Below are 15086 nucleotides of genomic sequence, written 5' to 3' on the forward strand. Positions count from 1 at the left end.
CCGCGGAGCATGGCGGCGCACGACATCCTCGCCCTCGGCGAGGCGATGGTGGAGTTCAACCAGACCGGCGCCGGCGGCGGGCGGCTGTACCTGCAGGGCTTCGGCGGCGACACCTCGAACTTCGCCATCGCTGCGGCGCGCCAGGGCGCATCCGTCGGCTACCTGTCGGCGCTGGGCGACGACGACCACGGGCGCATGCTGCGCGAACTGTGGCAGCGGGAAGGCGTCGACGACTCCGGGGTGCACACGGATGCGGACGGGTTCACGGCGCTGTACTTCGTGACGCACGATGCGCAGGGCCACCACTTCTCGTTCCTGCGCACGCGTTCGGCGGCCAGCCGCATGCGACCCGAGCACCTCGATGCCCAGCGCATCGCCTCCGCGCGCGTGCTGCACCTGTCGGGCATCAGCCTCGCGCTGTCCGAGTCCGCGCGAAAGACCTGCCATGCGGCGATCGCCATCGCGCGCGCGGCGGGCGTGCAGGTGAGCTTCGACACCAACCTGCGGCTGAAGCTGTGGCCGCTGGACACCGCGCGAACGGAGATGACGCGCGTGCTGCGCCAGTGCGACATCTGCCTGCCCAGCCTCGATGACGTGGCGGCCATCAGCGGCCGTACCGATCCCGATGCGCTGGTGGACTGGTGCCTGGAGCACGGTGCGCGGATCGTCGGCCTCAAGCTGGGCGCGCAAGGCGCAATCGTCGCGGACGGCACGCAGCGGCACCGCATCGCGGCGCACGCCTGCAGTCCCGTCGATGCGACCGGAGCCGGCGATACCTTCGGCGGTGCTTTCGTCGCGCGCCTGCTGGCCGGCGACGAACTGCTGGATGCGGGCGTCTACGCCTCGGTCGCGGCGGCGTTGTCCACCGAGGGCTACGGCGCCGTGGAACCGATTCCCACGGCCGAACGCGTGCGCGCGGTGCTCGCTTCGCGCTAAGCGCATCGCCGTCGCGACCGGCTCGCGCCCGCGGTCAGCGGCGCGAGGACACCACGATGCCGCCTGCGATCAGCACGAACGCGAGCACGTGGTACAGGTGCGGCGGCTCGCCGAGGAAGGCCGCCGAGAAGATCGCCGCGAACAGCGGGGTGAGGTTCTGGAAGAAGCCGGCGATGTTCGGGCCGACGCGCTGCACGCCGAGGCCCCAGCAACGGTAGGCGATCACGGCCGGCCCGATCGCGATGAAGGCAAGCGCCGCGGCCAGCGGCGCGCCCCACTGGATGGCCTGCGGCACCGTGACGGTCTCGACCGCCGCGAACATGCCCGACCAGCACAGTCCCGGCACCAGCTGCGCCATGAGGAAGTTCGCCCAGTGGCCGCGCAACTCCGGCGCGTCCCCGGGGCGAATGAGCAGCCAGCTGTACAGCGCCCAGGACGCCGTCGCAATGACCATGTACAGGTCGCCCACCACGAAATGCACCTGCCGCAGGTAAGCGAACTCGCCTCGCGCCAGCACCACCAGCACGCCCGCAATGGAAAGCACGGCGCCCGTCACCTGCCTCGGCGTGATGCGCTGTCCGAAGAAGGCCGCGCCCAGCCCCAGCATGAACGCCGGGATGCTGGAGCCCACCAGCGTCACGTTGATCGGCGTGGAGGTCTGCAACGCCAGGTATTGCAGCGCGTTGTAGCATCCCACGCCCACCAGGCCGAGCACGGCGAAACGGCGCATGTGGGCCCACAGCGGGCTGTCCGCGCGCAGCACCCGCCAGGTGATCGGCAGCAGGATGGCGAATGCCAGCACCCAGCGCAGGAAGTTGAGCGTGAGCGGCGGGACGAGGGGGGAGACGATCCGGCCGACCACTGCGTTGCCGGCCCACAGCAGTGGCGGCAAGGTCAGGAGCAGGGCGGTGGCGGGGGTGAGGCGCTGGTTCATGGGATGGCAGCCGCGCACTTTAACGGAGGACTGCGTATCCGCCCGGAGACGCCGTGGCCGGTTTCGTGGCAGGATGCGCGCGAATCCCCCCCAATGACGGCAAGCAGGAGACTCACGTGAGCAAAGCAGTCCAGATCCGCCAGCATGGCGGCCCCGAGCAGATGGAACTGGTCGACGTGCAGGTGGGCGATCCCGGCCCTGGCGAGATCCGCATCCGGCACAAGGCCATCGGCCTGAACTTCATCGACGTCTACCAGCGCACCGGCCTGTACCCGATGGCCATGCCGCTCACGCTGGGCATGGAAGGCTCGGGCATCGTGGAAGCGGTGGGCCCGGGCGTGACGCACCTGAAGGCCGGCGATCGCGCGGCCTACGCCAGCAATCCGCCCGGCTCGTATTCCGAGGTGCGGGTCATGCCCGCGAAGAACGTTTGCCGGCTGCCGGAGGCGATCAGCTTCGAGACCGGCGCGGCCATGATGCTCAAGGGACTCACGGCGCAGTACCTGCTCAAGCGCACGCTGCCGCAAGGCGGCCTGCATCCCGGCGACTACGTGCTCTTCCATGCTGCGGCCGGTGGCGTCGGCCTCATCGCGTGCCAGTGGGCGCGCGCGCTGGGCCTGCAGTTGATCGGCACCGCCGGCACCGACGAGAAGTGTCAGCTCGCCAAGTCGGTGGGCGCCGCGCACGTCATCAACTACAGCAAGGAAGACTTCAAGGCCCGCGTCATGGAGATCACCAGCGGGCAGGGCGTGAAGGTGGTGTACGACTCGGTCGGCAAGGACACCTGGGACAAGTCGCTGGACTGCCTGCGGCCTTTCGGCCTCATGGCCAGCTTCGGCAACTCCTCCGGCGCGCCCGCACCCTTCGCCCCCGGCATGCTGGGCGTCAAGGGCTCGCTCTACGTGACGCGGCAGACGCTGTTCACGCACATTGCCACGCGCGAGGCGACGCAGGAAATGGCCGACGACCTGTTCGGCGTGGTCACCAGCGGCAAGGTGCACATCCGCATCGAACAGCGCTTCCCGCTCGCCCAGGTGCGTGAAGCGCACCAGGCGCTGGAAGCGCGCAAGACCACCGGGTCCACCATCCTCACCCTGTGAAGCTGCCGCAGCCGGCGGCTGCCTGGCGCGCGCGCTTGGCAGCCGCCGCGCAGGCGCCGCCGCTGCGCCCGCGCGTGCCGCTGTGGTGCGGCGGCGAGCGCATCGGCTCGGTGGAGCCCGACCTGTTTGCGCGGGCCGGTCTCGAGAGCGGGCCGCTCGTGCGCCCCGACGCGCAAGGCTGGCGGCTGGGCGAAGGGGATCCCACTGGCGTCTTCGCGCAGCTCGCACAGGCCTTGCGCGACACCGGACTTGCGCACACCTGGCGCGACGAACAGTTGATCGTGCGCGGCGACGCGGGGACCGAGTTCGGCACCATCGAGCGCGCCGCCGTGCGCGCGCTGGGCATCGCGACCCAGGCCGTGCACCTCACCGCCGTGGCGCCGGACGGCAGCATCTGGGTGCAGCAGCGCGCCCTGGACAAGCCGACCGATCCCGGCTTGTGGGACACGCTGGTCGGTGGCCTCGTGCCGGCGGACGAGTCGCTGGAGCAAGCCCTCGCGCGCGAGACCTGGGAAGAAGCGGGATTGCGGCCCGCGCAACTGGCCGGGCTCCGCCGCGGCGGCTGCATGGTCACGCGCCGGCCGCTGCCCGAGCTCGCGCACGGCTACGTCGTCGAGGAGCTGCACTGGTGGCTTGGCGAGCTGGCGGACGGCGTGCATCCGTGCAACCAGGACGGTGAGGTCGCGGACTTCGCATGCATGCAGCCGGACGCACTCTGCGCCGCCCTCGAGCGGGATTCGTTCACGATCGATGCGGCCCTGGTCCTGCTCGCCGCGCACGGCGCCCCCGCCTGAGTTGCCGTCTCCTACAGCCGCATGGCGGCGGCGCTGTCAGACGCTGCGCCGCCGCGACCCTACAGTGGCAAGGAACGGCGACGCAGGGGCGTCCCCCGCTGGAGAAAGCACATGGCATTTCGCGCCTACATCGTCGAGGACAGCTCGACGATCCGGGACAACCTGGTCGAGACCCTGAAGGAGCTGGCCCAGTTCGAGCCGGTCGGCAGCACCGCATCCGAGCACGAAGCCAAACGCTGGCTGGCCGCGAACGCGTGGGACCTCGCGATCATCGACCTGTTCCTGCGCGAAGGCAGCGGCATGAACGTGCTGGAAGCCTGCCGCGGGCGCGAGCCTGGGCAGAAGGTCGTGGTGCTGTCCAACCATTCCTCGCGCGACGTGCGCTGGCGCTGCCAGCAGCTGGGCGCCGATGCCTGTTTCGACAAGTCGACGGAACTGGAGGCGCTGGTGGCCTACTGCCGCAAGCTGCGCGACGGGGTGCAGCCGCAGCTCGAGGCGGCGCCTACGACGCCCGGGACGGCTGCTCCGGCATGACCTGCCGGAAGCGGCTCGGGGCGAGCGCGCCGGCCGAATCCAGGATCGGGTAGGCGATCGAGCAGATGTGGGAGTTGATCCGCTTCAGGTCGCTGATCAGGTCCAGGTGCAGAGAGCTGGTCTCGATGCTTTGCACCGTGTTCTCGGACAGCCGCGTGAGGTGCGTGCCCGCGTAGGCGCGCTCCAGGTCGCGAAAGCGCGCCTTCTCCTCCAGCAGCCGCTGCGCGTCACGCACCGAGCCGTTCAGGAACACGCTCATGCCCAGGCGCAGGTTGTCGACCAGCCGCGCGTGCAGCTCGCAGATCTCGGCCATGCCGGCATCGGAGAAGTTGCGGCCCTTCTTGATCTTCTTGTCCTCGATGTCCTGCAGCACGCGCTCGACGATGTCGCCGATCTGCTCCATGTTGATTGTGAAGCTGATGATGTCGGTCCAGCGCCGGCTCTCCTCCTCGCCGAGCGCCTCGCGCGAGATCTTGGTGAGGTAGTACTTGATCGCCGAATAGAGCTGGTCGACGGTGTCGTCCATCTTGCGCAGCTCCTGCGCCAGCCGCAGGTCGTTGTCCTTGATGACGCGCAGCATGCCCAGCAGCATGGTCTCGACCACGTCGGCCTGGTGCAGCGCCTCGCGCGCGGCGTTGGAGATCGCGAGCGAGGGTGTCGATAGCGCCGACGGATCGAGGTGGTGCGGCCGGCCGGCCACCAGGCTCTTGTCCGGCTTGGGCAGCCAGTGCTCCACCACGCGCGCGACCTTGTCGGTGAGCGCAAGGAAGATCAGCGCGATGAGGACGTTGAACACCAGGTGGTAGATCACCACCAGCTTGTCGTGCTCGGAGATGTAGGGACTCAGGTAGCGCACCCACAGGCCCACGAAGGGCGCGGCCAGCACCACGCCCACCCCCTTGAAGACCAGGTTGCCCATGGGCACCTGGCGCACCTCCACCGAGGCGTTGGCGGTCGCGAGCACCGCCAGCAGGCCGCTGCCGAGGTTGGCGCCGAGCGTGAGGCCCAGCGCCACGTCGATCGGGATCGCACCCGAAGCCGCGAGCGTGGCCGTGAGCAGCACGATCGCCAGGCTGGAATAGGCGACCACCGAGAGCACGGCGCCCACCGTGATCTCCAGCAGGATGTCGCTGGACAGCGATTCCAGCATCGCCTTCACGGCCGGCGAACGCACGATGATGGCCGTGGATTCGGCGACCAGGCGCAGTGCCAGCAGCATGAGCCCGATGCCGATCAGCACCCGCCCGAACCGGCCGAGGGGCGTCGACTGGCGCGTGATGAACAGCACCACGCCGACCAGGATGAACAGCGGCGATAGCCAGGACAGGTCGAACGAGAAGACCACCGTCATGAGGCTGGTGCCCACGTCGGCCCCCAGCATCACCGCGAGCGCCGTCGCGAGGCTCACCAGGCCCTGGCCGACGAAGGAGGAGACGATCAGGGCCGTCGCGGTGCTGGATTGCACGAGGGCCGTTACGCCCAGGCCGGCCGTCGCGGCCGCCGGGCGGGTCGAGATGCTGCGGGCCAGGACGTGCCGCAGGTTGGCGCCGAAGACGCGCAGGATGCCGGTGCGTACGAGGTACGTACCCCACACCAGCAGCGCCACGGCCGCCAGCAGGTTCAGCAAATGCTTCATGTTTGAAGCAATGATACGCCCCGGCTGTCAAGCGGGACCGGGCATTTTCCCGGCCTGGGGCTCTTGCGCTAGCGGCTGCGGCGCACGCGCATCAGTTCGTCGAGGATCAGGCCGGCGGCGCCGATGGTGATGGCGGTGTCCGCCACGTTGAAGGCCGGGAAGTACCAGCTCTCGTGCCAGTGGAACTGCAGGAAGTCCACCACGTAGCCGCGCAGCAGCCGGTCCACCAGGTTGCCGACCGCGCCGCCCAGGATGCAGGCGAGCGAGAACGAGAACAGCCTCTGCCCGGCATGCGTGCGCAGCAGGTACAGGATGAACAGCACCGCCGCCACCGCGATGCCGGCGAACAGCCAGCGCTGCCAGCCCGAGGCCGCCGCCAGGAAGGAGAAGGCGGCCCCGGTGTTGTGCGCGCGTACGATGTTGAAGAAGGAGGTGACCGTCGTCGACGCGCCGAACTGGTAGTACCCGACGATGAGTACTTTGGTGAACTGGTCCGCGATCAGCACGATCAGCGCCAGCCCCAGCCAGGGCAGCACGCCCTGCTGGCCGCTGCCGGAACCCATGAGCGTGGTGCCGCGGGCCATCAGGCGTGCTCCCGGACTTCGCCGGTACCGAACAGGTTGCTCACGCAACGGCCGCACAGGGCCGGATGGGCCGGGTCGCTGCCGACTTCGGCCCGCCAGTGCCAGCAGCGGTCGCACTTGAGGTGCGTGCTGGGATGCGCCTCGATGACGAGCGCATCGCCCGCGTGCAGGCGCACCTGCGAGGTGATGAAGACGAACTTCAGGTCGTCGCCCAGGCTCGCGAGCAGCGCGTGGTCCGCCGGCGGTGCGGTGATCGCCAGGTTGGCCTGCAGCGAGGAGCCGACGCGTCCCTTTTCGCGCAGCGCCTCGATCTCCTTGTTCGCCAGCTCGCGCAGCGCGCGGATGCGGTTCCACTTCGCCAGCAGCTCGGTGTCCGGGCTGCCGATCTCGGCGTACTCCTCCAGGAAGATGGACTCGGAGTCGCCGAACAGCTTCCAGGCCTCTTCCGCCGTGAAGGAGAGGAAGGGCGCCATCCAGCGCAGCATCGCGTGCGTGATGTGCCACAGGGCCGTCTGCGCGCTGCGGCGGGCCAGCGACTTCGGCGCGGTCGTGTACAGCCGGTCCTTCAGCACGTCGAGGTAGAACGCGCCGAGGTCTTCCGAGCAGTACACCTGCAGCTTGGCCACCACCGGGTGGAACTCGTAGACCTCGTAGTGCGCGAGCACTTCGGCCTGGAATTCGGCGGCGCGGGACAGCGCGTAGCGGTCGATCTCCAGCATCTCGGCGAGCGGGACTGCGTCCTTGGCCGGATCGAAGTCGTTCACGTTGGCGAGCAGGAAGCGCAGCGTATTGCGGATGCGCCGGTACGCGTCCACCACCCGGGCGAGGATCTTGTCGTCGCCGGCGATGTCGCCCGAATAGTCGGACGCGGCCACCCACAGCCGGATGATCTCGGCGCCCAGCTTCTTGCTGGTCTCCTGCGGGTCGACGCCGTTGCCGAGCGACTTGCTCATCTTGCGGCCCTGGCTGTCCACCGTGAAGCCGTGCGTGAGCAGGCCGCGGTAGGGCGCGCGGCCGTACATCGCGCAAGCCGTGAGCAGCGAGGAATGGAACCAGCCGCGGTGCTGGTCGTGGCCTTCCAGGTACAGGTCGGCCTCGGGGCCGTTCTCGTGCGCTGTGCCCGGGTGCGAGCCCTTGAGCACCGTCGTGTGCGTCGTGCCCGAGTCGAACCAGACCTCCAGGATGTCCTGGCTCTTGGTGTACTCCGGCGCGTCGGCAGCGGCGCCAACCTTCGCGAGGATCTCCTCGGAACCGGCCTTGCTCCACGCCTCGATGCCGCCCGCCTGCACCATGTCGGCGGCGACGTCGAGGATCTCCATGGTCTTCGGGTGCAGCTCGCCCGAGTCCTTGTGCAGGAAGAAGGGCAGGGGCACGCCCCAGCTGCGCTGGCGGCTGATGCACCAGTCCGGCCGGCCGGCGATCATGTCGCGCAGGCGCGCCTTGCCGTTCTCGGGATAGAAGCTGGTCTCCTCGATCGCGCGAAGCGCGAGGTTGCGCAGCGTGTCGGGTGCCTTGTCCTTCGTGAAGACGCCTTCGCCCTGGTCCATGCGGATGAACCACTGCGCCGCGGCGCGGTAGATCACCGGCGTCTTGTGGCGCCAGCAGTGCGGGTAGCTGTGGACGATCGCCTCGGTGCCGAACAGGCGGCCCGCCTGTTCCAGCGTCGCGATGATGTGCGGCACCGCCTTCCAGATGTTCTCGCCGCCGAACAGCGGGAAGTCCGGCGCGTACGAGCCGTTGCCCTGCACCGGGTTCAGGATGTCGTCGTACTTCATCCCGTGCGCGACGCAGCTGTTGAAGTCGTCGAGGCCGTAGGCGGGCGAGGAGTGCACGATGCCGGTGCCGTCTTCCGCCGTGGCGTAGTCCGCCAGGTACACGGGCGACAGGCGCCGGTAGCCGGCGTCCACGTCGTACAGCGGATGCTGGAACTCCAGGCCGCCCAGGTTCTTGCCCGGCGTCGTGGCGAGCACCTGGCCTTCGAGCTGGTAGCGGGCCAGGCACTTCTCGACCAGCGACTCGGCGACGATGATGCGCCCGCGCGGCGTCTCGACCAGTGCGTAGACGATCTCGGGATTGAGGTTCAGCGCCTGGTTGGCGGGGATGGTCCAGGCGGTGGTGGTCCAGATGACGGCAAAGACATCTTCAGTCCCTCCCCCTTGGGGTGGGGGCGCCCCGAGGCCGAACGCCGCCAGCACCTTCCCCGGCTCGTTCGCCTTGAACCCCACGTCGAGCGTCTGCGACTTCTTGTCCGCGTACTCGATCTCGAACTCCGCCAGCGAGGAGCCGCAGTCGAAGCACCAGTAGACGGGCTTGAGTCCCCGGTAGACGAAGCCGCGCTCGATGACGCGCTTGAACGCGCGGATCTCGTCGGCCTCGTTGCTGAAGTCCATCGTGCGGTACGGATGCTCCCAGTCGCCCAGCACGCCCAGGCGCTTGAAGTCCGCCATCTGGATGGCGATCTGCTCGGTCGCGAAGGCGCGGCTCTTCGCCTGCATCTCGTCGCGCGGCAGGTTGCGGCCGTACTTCTTCTCGATCGCGTTCTCGATCGGCAGCCCGTGGCAGTCCCAGCCCGGGATGTAGACCGCGTCCAGCCCCTTGAGCTGGCGCGACTTGACGATCATGTCCTTGAGGATCTTGTTGACGGCGTGACCCATGTGGATCTGGCCGTTGGCGTACGGCGGGCCGTCGTGCAGGATGAACTTCTGCCGGCCGCAGCGCGCCTCGCGCAGGCGCTTGTACAGGCCCTCGTCCTCCCATTGCTTCACCCAGCCCGGCTCGCGCTTGGGCAGGTCGCCGCGCATCGGGAAGGGCGTGTCGGACAGGTTCAGGGTGGCGCGGTAATCGGTCTTGTCGGTCATGGGAAGCCTTTGCGAACTTGTCAGGCCGGGCCGGGCCCGGGCATCCACGGCCGATCGCGGCGCGTGGGGGGTGAGGGCGGCGCGGTGCCGCCGCTGACAAGGGCGCTAAATTCGGTCGCGCGTGGTCTGCCGCCGCGTCTCGGCGTGCGTGGACGCGAAGAAGGCACGCGCGGCTTCGCAGTCGCGCGCAATGCCCGACTGCAGGGCCTCGAGGCTGTCGTAGCGCAGCTCGTCGTGCAGTTTGTGCAGGAGTTCCACGCGGATGATTTTACCGTAGCCCCCTTCTTCCCCGAGATGGGCCGGCCATTGCAGGCAGTGCGTCTCCAGCAGGACGCGTCCGCCATTGACGTCGCGCGGGTCCAGCGAGGGGCGCACGCCCAGGTTGGCGACGCCCTCCAGCGGCTGCGCGTCCAGCCCGTGCACGGTGACGGCGAAGATCCCGCCGGCCGCCGGCTTCCAGTGGGCGAAGCGCAGGTTGAGCGTCTTGAAGCCGAGGTCGCGCCCCAGCTTGCGGCCGTGCACCACGTGGCCGCTGATGCTGTAGGGACGCCCCAGCAGGGCGGCCGTGCCGGCCATGTCCCCGCGCGCGAGCGCCTCGCGCACCGCCGAGCTCGACACGCGCAGCCCGTGCACTTCGTAACTGTTCATGCGGGCCACGTCGAAGCCCAGCCGGCTGCCCGCCGAATCCAGCATCGTGTAGTCGCCGGCGCGCTTGGCGCCGAAGCGGAAGTCGTCGCCGACCAGGACGTATTTCGCACCGAGCCCCTGCACCAGCACGTCGGAGATGAAGGCTTCGGGAACCTGGCTGGACAAGCGCGCATCGAACTTGAGGATGATGCATTGGTCGACGCCGCACTTGGCCAGCTCGGTGAGCTTGTCGCGCAGGGTGGCGATGCGCGCGGGCGCGAGCTCCGGCTTGCGGTGCACGGCGGCGAAGTAGTCGCGCGGATGCGGCTCGAAGGTGAGCACGCAGCTGGGCACGCCCCGGTGGCGCGCCTCGCTGTTCAGCAGCGCCAGCATCGCCTGGTGGCCGCGGTGCACGCCATCGAAGTTGCCGATGGTGAGCGCGCACGCCCGCGCGATCTGGGGATGGTGGAAGCCGCGCAGGATCTGCATCGCAGTGGTATCTTTTTGATAGCAGGCCGCGTCCGTTGGGCACGGCCAACGCACCGATGGCCTGACACGGGCGGATCATGAAAACACGGTATATTGTCTCTCACGCTGGGGAGCTTGGCCCGTGTTGTCGTCGCGCCCACGCTCCTGCAAGCGCTGTCGGTCTGTTCGTCGTTGAATGGAGGCGCGTCTTGAAGGTCTTGAAGCTGTCCGCCCAGGGACTGCCCCAGTCTTGGATTTCGCTGGAGCAAGCCGTCCTGCACTATGCCGCCGACCAGGTGCGGTGGGAGGCAGGGGCGGAGGTGGCCGTGTTCCGCGGCGGGGTCAACGCTGCGAGCGGCCAGCAGTCGATCATCACGGTCAACAGCATCATCGGCACCAAGGGCGTGCCGAACATCAACCCCTTCGAACTCAAGCCGGGCCTCACCAACGGCAAGCTGTTCTCGCGCGATCGCAACGTCTGCGCCTATTGCGGCGACCACTTCCACGAGGAAGAACTCACGCGCGAGCACATCATCCCGTTCGCCCAGAACGGCAAGGACCACTGGATGAACGTGGTGACCGCCTGCCGCGCGTGCAACCACCGCAAGGGCAGTCGCACGCCGGAGCAGGCGGGCATGACGCTGCTGTACGCGCCGTATGTGCCCAGCCTGTGGGAAGACTTCATCCTGCGCAACCGCCGCATCCTGGCGGACCAGATGGAGTTCCTGAGCCGGGGCTTGCCGCGCTCGTCGCGGCTGTGGCGCGACCACCTGCTGCATTAGGGCAGCGGGCGAGCGCGTGCGATCCAGGGAACGCCGGGTCGGCGGACCGGGCGCCCTCTAGTACGTCAGCTCGAGCACCGAGACCTGGTTGTCGCCCGGCCAGGTCTGCCCGACCATCCGTTCGCCGTTGAACTCGCCGGCCACCGTGCGTTGCGGGCCCGCGGGCTTGACGCGCGAAGTAGCGACGCCCGCACCCGGCAGCGCGCCGGGCGGCGGACTCTGGCCGTCGAACACCATCCGGTCGCGCGCGGGGTCCAGGTAGCCGCGCGGGCGCGTGAACAGGACGAGCGAGGGGCTCGAGCGGTCCGCCGCCGCAATGCGCTCGGGCCGCAGGTTCACGATGCTGCTGGAGCGCGGGAAGGGACTGCGGTAGATGTGCGTCGTGGCGTAACCGGGGGCGGCGATCGCGAACTCGTAGCGCGTATCGCGCTGCGCCACCAGCGGACCCCAGTGCCCGTCCTCGGCTATGACTTGCGCCAGCACGGGGGCGCCGTGCCGGGCGCCGGTAGCCGAATCGATCGCGAAGATTTCCAGGTGCGCTCCGGGCAGTGGCAGGTTGTTGGCGAGATCCCCGCTCGCCGGGTCGGTGGAGGACACGCCGAGTCCGGTGACCTTTCCGCTCAGCACCACGCGCTCCTCGGGCACGATCTCCAGCGTCGTCGGCGCGCGGCCGGTGAGGTAGCGCCAGGTCGCCTCGAAAGCGGCCGGCGAGAAGGAAGTCTCGCGATGGTCCACACGGGGCAGCACCACGTTGGTTGCGCCCTTGAGGGCCGGGCCTTCGTAGGTGACGCCGGTGGCGAGCTTCGGGTCGCCCAGCCACGTGCCGAGGGGCTGCGCGTATTTGTCATTCGAGTCGGAGCGCAGCGTGAGCCACTTCACGGGGCCGGTGACCTCGTCGCCCTGTGCGTCCTTCGGTGCGTTCAGTGCCTGCAGGAAAGGGCCGTTGCCGGCGAACTCGCTGCCGGGTGCCCGGCCCGGCACGTTCCACAGGCCGTGGTTGGGCGTGCCGCCCAGGATGGCGTGGCTCACCTTCGCCGCGCCACCGCCGTTCTGGACGTAGTTGCGGATCGCATAGCCGCCGCGCGAGTTGCCGACCAGGACGACCTGCTTCGCGCCGGTGGCCTGCAGCACCTTCTCCACTTCGGACCGGAGGTAGGTCATGGCTTCGGCCGTGGAGCTGCGTCCCGGCTCCGGCTTGGAGTCATCGCTGCGCGCGTTCGGATACGGCGGGTCGATCGCGTGCAGCCGCTCGCGCGGCCAGCCGTTCGACTCGAAGCGCCAGATCGTCGTCTGCCAGACTGCGGCGGTGTCGCCGTTGCCGGGCACGAACACGATGGGCGGATGCGGATCGTCCATCAAGGGATGCGTGGCGCAGGCGCCCAGCAGGCCCGCCGTGGCGAGCGAAAAGGGAAGCGCGAGGACCTGGCGCCGCGTCGTCATGGGTCTTGTCTCCTGTCATGAAAAACGCCCGCGGTCGCGGGCGTCGTCATCGGTGGGAACCGGGTCAGGCGAACACGCCGGCGGTGTCCTGCATTCTCTGCGACACCTCGCCGAGGTGGTGCAGGGTGTCCCCGTACACCAGCTCCAGGGCCGTGAGCTTCTTGAAGTAGTGGCTGCCGACGTATTCGTCGGTGACGCCGATGCCGCCGTGCAGTTGCACCGAGTTCTGGCCGACGAAGCGCATGGCCACGCCCAGCTGGTACTTGGCACGCGCCATTGCGCGCAGGCGCTCCTCCACGGGGGCGTTCAGCTTCAGCGATGCGTAGTAGCTCATCGAGCGTGCCAGCTCCTGCTGCATCTTCATGTCCGCCATGCGGTGGCGCAGCGCCTGGAAGGTGGCCAGCGTCACGCCGAACTGCTTGCGCGTGTTCATGTATTCGGCGGTGAGTTCCATGGTCCTGTCGATCACGCCCACGCCTTCGGCGCAGGTGCACGCGATCCCGACGTCCACCGCGTGCTGCAGCGCCGCCAGGCCGTCCGCCGTGACGAGCGTCGCCGCCGCGTCCTGGAATTTCACCTCCGCCGCGCGCGCTTCGTCCATCGTGGGATAGCCACGGGTGCTGACGCCCTGCGCGTTGCGCTCGACCAGGAACAGCGCGATCTTGCCGTTCGCCTTGGCGGGCACCAGGAAGGCGTCCGCCTGGTCGCCGGCCGGCACGAGGCTCTTCTCGCCGGAGAGCTTCCAGCCGCTGCCGGCCTGCGTCGCCGTCGCTTCGCAGACGTCGAGGCGGTAGCGCGCCTTGCGCTCCTGGTACGCGAGCACGACGAGCGCTTCACCGGACGCGATCTTCGGCAGCCACTGCGACTTCAGCGCCTCGGGCGCATACGCGGCAATCACGCCGCTGGCGACCAGCGTCGCCCCCAGCGGCTCCAGCACGATGCCGCGGCCCAGCTCCTCCAGCACCACCATCGCCTCGACGGGGCCCATGCCCATGCCGCCGTGGTCCTCGGGGACGTAGAGGCCGGTCAGGCCCAGCTCGGCCAGCTCGTTGTAGGCACTGCGGTCGAAGCCGCCGGCCTTCGCGATGCCCTGGCGCCGTTCGAAGGTGTAGCTGCGGTCCACCCACTTGCGGACAGCGTCGCGCAGCTGTTCCTGCTCGTCGGAAAAATTGAAATCCATGTTGTGTCTCCTCAGCCCAGGACGGTCTGCGCCACGATGTTGCGCTGCACTTCGTTGGAGCCGCCGTAGATCGTGGTCTTGCGCATGTTGAAGTACGTGGCGGCGAGCGGCGCGAGCGTCGCGGCCCCCACGTAGTCGCCCTGGTAGCCCGCTTCCATCGCCTCGCGAATGAAGGGCAGGGCGTAGGGGCCGGCGGCCAGCATCATCAGCTCCGAATAGCGCTGCTGGATCTCGCTGCCCTTGATCTTGAGCAGGCCGGCGATGTCCAGCGGGTTCTTGCCCGACTTCTCGGCCGACAGCACGCGCAGGACCAGCATCTCCAGCGCCACGATGTCCACTTCGAGCTTGGCGATCTCGTCGCGGAAGCGCTGGTCGGTGTACACGCCTTCGCTGCGCGCGATCCGCTTCAATCTTTCCAGCTCGCGCTTGGCGCGGTTGACGTCGGCGATATTGGTGCGCTCGTGCGAGAGCAGGTGCTTGGCATAGGTCCAGCCCTTGTTCTCCTCGCCGATCAGGTTCTCCGCGGGGACTTCGACGTTGTCGAAGAACACCTCGTTCACCTCGTGGCCGCCGTCGAGCATGATGATCGGGCGCACCGTCACGCCGGGCGACTTCATGTCGATCAGCAGGAACGAGATGCCGGTCTGCGGCTTGCCCTCGGTGGACGTGCGCACCAGGCAGAAGATCCATTCGCCGTACTGCGCCAGCGTGGTCCAGGTCTTCTGGCCGTTGACGATGTACTTGTCGCCGCGGCGTTCCGCGCGCGTCTTCAGGGAGGCCAGGTCCGAACCGGAACCGGGCTCGCTGTAGCCCTGGCTCCACCACACCTCGCCGCTGGCGATGCCGGGCAGAAAGCGCTTCTGCTGCTCGGGCGAGCCGAAGGCCATGATGACCGGCGCGACCATCACCGGGCCGAAGGGCACGATGCGCGGCGCGCCGGCGAGCGCGGCTTCTTCCTCGAACAGGTGCTTCTGCACCGCGGTCCAGCCCGGGCCGCCGAACTGCTTGGGCCAGCCATAACCGAGCCAGCCCTTCTTGCCGAGGATGCGGGCCCAGCGCTGCATGTCGTCGCGCGTGAGGTGCAGGGCGTTGTGGACTTTGTGCGCGATGTCCTGCGGCAGGTTGGCGCGCACCCAGGCGCGGACCTCCTCGCGGAACTGCTGTTCTTCAGGGGTGAATGCAAGATCCATGGGTGTCTCCGGGAACAGTCGCA

Annotated in this window: 13 protein-coding genes; 5 read left to right on the forward strand and 8 right to left on the reverse strand. The window is 68.8% G+C overall.

The genetic code is table 11. The features are described from left to right. The first annotated feature begins 9 nt into the window (after nt 1–9). Entirely contained in the window at nt 10–936 is a 927-nt protein-coding gene (locus JJB11_RS23080) for a sugar kinase (protein WP_201177127.1), read from the forward strand. Between the two features lie 34 nt (nt 937–970). Here the strand turns inward: JJB11_RS23080 and JJB11_RS23085 are convergent, their stop codons facing one another. Continuing rightward, on the reverse strand, nt 971–1870 hold the full coding sequence (locus JJB11_RS23085) for a DMT family transporter (protein WP_201177129.1): 900 nt from the start codon (nt 1868–1870) through the stop codon (nt 971–973). 116 nt (nt 1871–1986) lie between these two features. On the opposite strand from JJB11_RS23085, the gene JJB11_RS23090 reads away from it, so the two are divergent. The 3 genes from JJB11_RS23090 (at nt 1987) to JJB11_RS23100 (ending at nt 4298) form a co-directional block, all read left to right on the forward strand. Next, complete coding sequence (locus JJB11_RS23090) at nt 1987–2970, forward strand: NADPH:quinone reductase (protein ID WP_201177130.1); 984 nt, start codon at nt 1987–1989, stop codon at nt 2968–2970. Next, nucleotides 2967–3764 carry an NUDIX domain-containing protein gene (locus JJB11_RS23095; protein WP_201177131.1) on the forward strand — a complete coding sequence of 266 codons (798 nt, stop codon included), beginning with the start codon at nt 2967–2969 and terminating at the stop codon, nt 3762–3764. The genes JJB11_RS23090 and JJB11_RS23095 overlap by 4 nt, the downstream gene beginning before the upstream one ends. A gap of 111 nt (nt 3765–3875) precedes the next feature. Next, on the forward strand, nt 3876–4298 hold the full coding sequence (locus JJB11_RS23100; RefSeq protein WP_201177133.1) for a response regulator: 423 nt from the start codon (nt 3876–3878) through the stop codon (nt 4296–4298). Here the strand turns inward: JJB11_RS23100 and JJB11_RS23105 are convergent. The 4 genes from JJB11_RS23105 to JJB11_RS23120 all read right to left on the reverse strand — a co-directional run bounded on the left by JJB11_RS23105 (nt 4267) and on the right by JJB11_RS23120 (nt 10492). After that, nucleotides 4267–5934: a Na/Pi cotransporter family protein gene (locus JJB11_RS23105; RefSeq protein ID WP_201177134.1), complete on the reverse strand. Its 1668-nt coding sequence runs from the start codon at nt 5932–5934 to the stop codon at nt 4267–4269. The two genes, JJB11_RS23100 and JJB11_RS23105, sit on opposite strands and share 32 nt — an antisense overlap. 68 nt (nt 5935–6002) lie before the next feature. After that, nucleotides 6003–6518 (reverse strand): signal peptidase II, encoded by a 516-nt coding sequence (gene lspA / locus JJB11_RS23110; protein ID WP_201177136.1) that lies wholly within the window; start codon nt 6516–6518, stop codon nt 6003–6005. Continuing rightward, nucleotides 6518–9376, reverse strand: a complete 2859-nt coding sequence (gene ileS, locus JJB11_RS23115) for an isoleucine--tRNA ligase (RefSeq protein WP_201177147.1) — start codon at nt 9374–9376, stop codon at nt 6518–6520. Before ileS ends, lspA begins: the two co-directional genes overlap by 1 nt. A gap of 105 nt (nt 9377–9481) precedes the next feature. Continuing rightward, on the reverse strand, nt 9482–10492 hold the full coding sequence (locus tag JJB11_RS23120) for a bifunctional riboflavin kinase/FAD synthetase (protein WP_201177149.1): 1011 nt from the start codon (nt 10490–10492) through the stop codon (nt 9482–9484). 188 nt (nt 10493–10680) lie between these two features. Between JJB11_RS23120 and JJB11_RS23125 the strand changes: the two genes are divergently transcribed. After that, a complete protein-coding gene (locus tag JJB11_RS23125) occupies nt 10681–11253 on the forward strand; it encodes an HNH endonuclease (RefSeq protein ID WP_201177151.1) in 573 nt (190 codons plus the stop codon). Nucleotides 11254–11310: 57 nt separating this feature from the next. Here JJB11_RS23125 and JJB11_RS23130 read toward each other — a convergent pair whose 3' ends face one another. The 3 genes from JJB11_RS23130 to JJB11_RS23140 all read right to left on the reverse strand — a co-directional run bounded on the left by JJB11_RS23130 (nt 11311) and on the right by JJB11_RS23140 (nt 15063). After that, a complete protein-coding gene (locus JJB11_RS23130; protein WP_201177153.1) occupies nt 11311–12693 on the reverse strand; it encodes an alpha/beta fold hydrolase in 1383 nt (460 codons plus the stop codon). A gap of 64 nt (nt 12694–12757) precedes the next feature. Next, complete coding sequence (locus JJB11_RS23135) at nt 12758–13873, reverse strand: acyl-CoA dehydrogenase family protein (protein ID WP_201177162.1); 1116 nt, start codon at nt 13871–13873, stop codon at nt 12758–12760. A gap of 11 nt (nt 13874–13884) precedes the next feature. Further along, nucleotides 13885–15063 (reverse strand): acyl-CoA dehydrogenase family protein, encoded by a 1179-nt coding sequence (locus JJB11_RS23140; RefSeq protein WP_201177171.1) that lies wholly within the window; start codon nt 15061–15063, stop codon nt 13885–13887. Nucleotides 15064–15086: the final 23 nt, after the last annotated feature.

It is taken from the genome of Ramlibacter ginsenosidimutans (genome assembly GCF_016654015.1).
Lineage (GTDB): Bacteria > Pseudomonadota > Gammaproteobacteria > Burkholderiales > Burkholderiaceae_C > Ramlibacter > Ramlibacter ginsenosidimutans.

Excerpts from the sequence above, each read along its gene's own strand:
- JJB11_RS23080 (WP_201177127.1), top strand. The coding sequence starts at position 10 with ATGGCGGCGCACGACATCCTCGCCCTCGGCGAGGCGATGGTGGAGTTC.
- JJB11_RS23085 (WP_201177129.1), bottom strand. The coding sequence starts at position 1,870 with ATGAACCAGCGCCTCACCCCCGCCACCGCCCTGCTCCTGACCTTGCCG.
- JJB11_RS23100 (WP_201177133.1), top strand. The coding sequence starts at position 3,876 with ATGGCATTTCGCGCCTACATCGTCGAGGACAGCTCGACGATCCGGGAC.
- JJB11_RS23105 (WP_201177134.1), bottom strand. The coding sequence starts at position 5,934 with ATGAAGCATTTGCTGAACCTGCTGGCGGCCGTGGCGCTGCTGGTGTGG.
- lspA (WP_201177136.1), bottom strand. The coding sequence starts at position 6,518 with ATGGCCCGCGGCACCACGCTCATGGGTTCCGGCAGCGGCCAGCAGGGC.
- ileS (WP_201177147.1), bottom strand. The coding sequence starts at position 9,376 with ATGACCGACAAGACCGATTACCGCGCCACCCTGAACCTGTCCGACACG.
- JJB11_RS23120 (WP_201177149.1), bottom strand. The coding sequence starts at position 10,492 with ATGCAGATCCTGCGCGGCTTCCACCATCCCCAGATCGCGCGGGCGTGC.
- JJB11_RS23130 (WP_201177153.1), bottom strand. The coding sequence starts at position 12,693 with ATGACGACGCGGCGCCAGGTCCTCGCGCTTCCCTTTTCGCTCGCCACG.
- JJB11_RS23135 (WP_201177162.1), bottom strand. The coding sequence starts at position 13,873 with ATGGATTTCAATTTTTCCGACGAGCAGGAACAGCTGCGCGACGCTGTC.
- JJB11_RS23140 (WP_201177171.1), bottom strand. The coding sequence starts at position 15,063 with ATGGATCTTGCATTCACCCCTGAAGAACAGCAGTTCCGCGAGGAGGTC.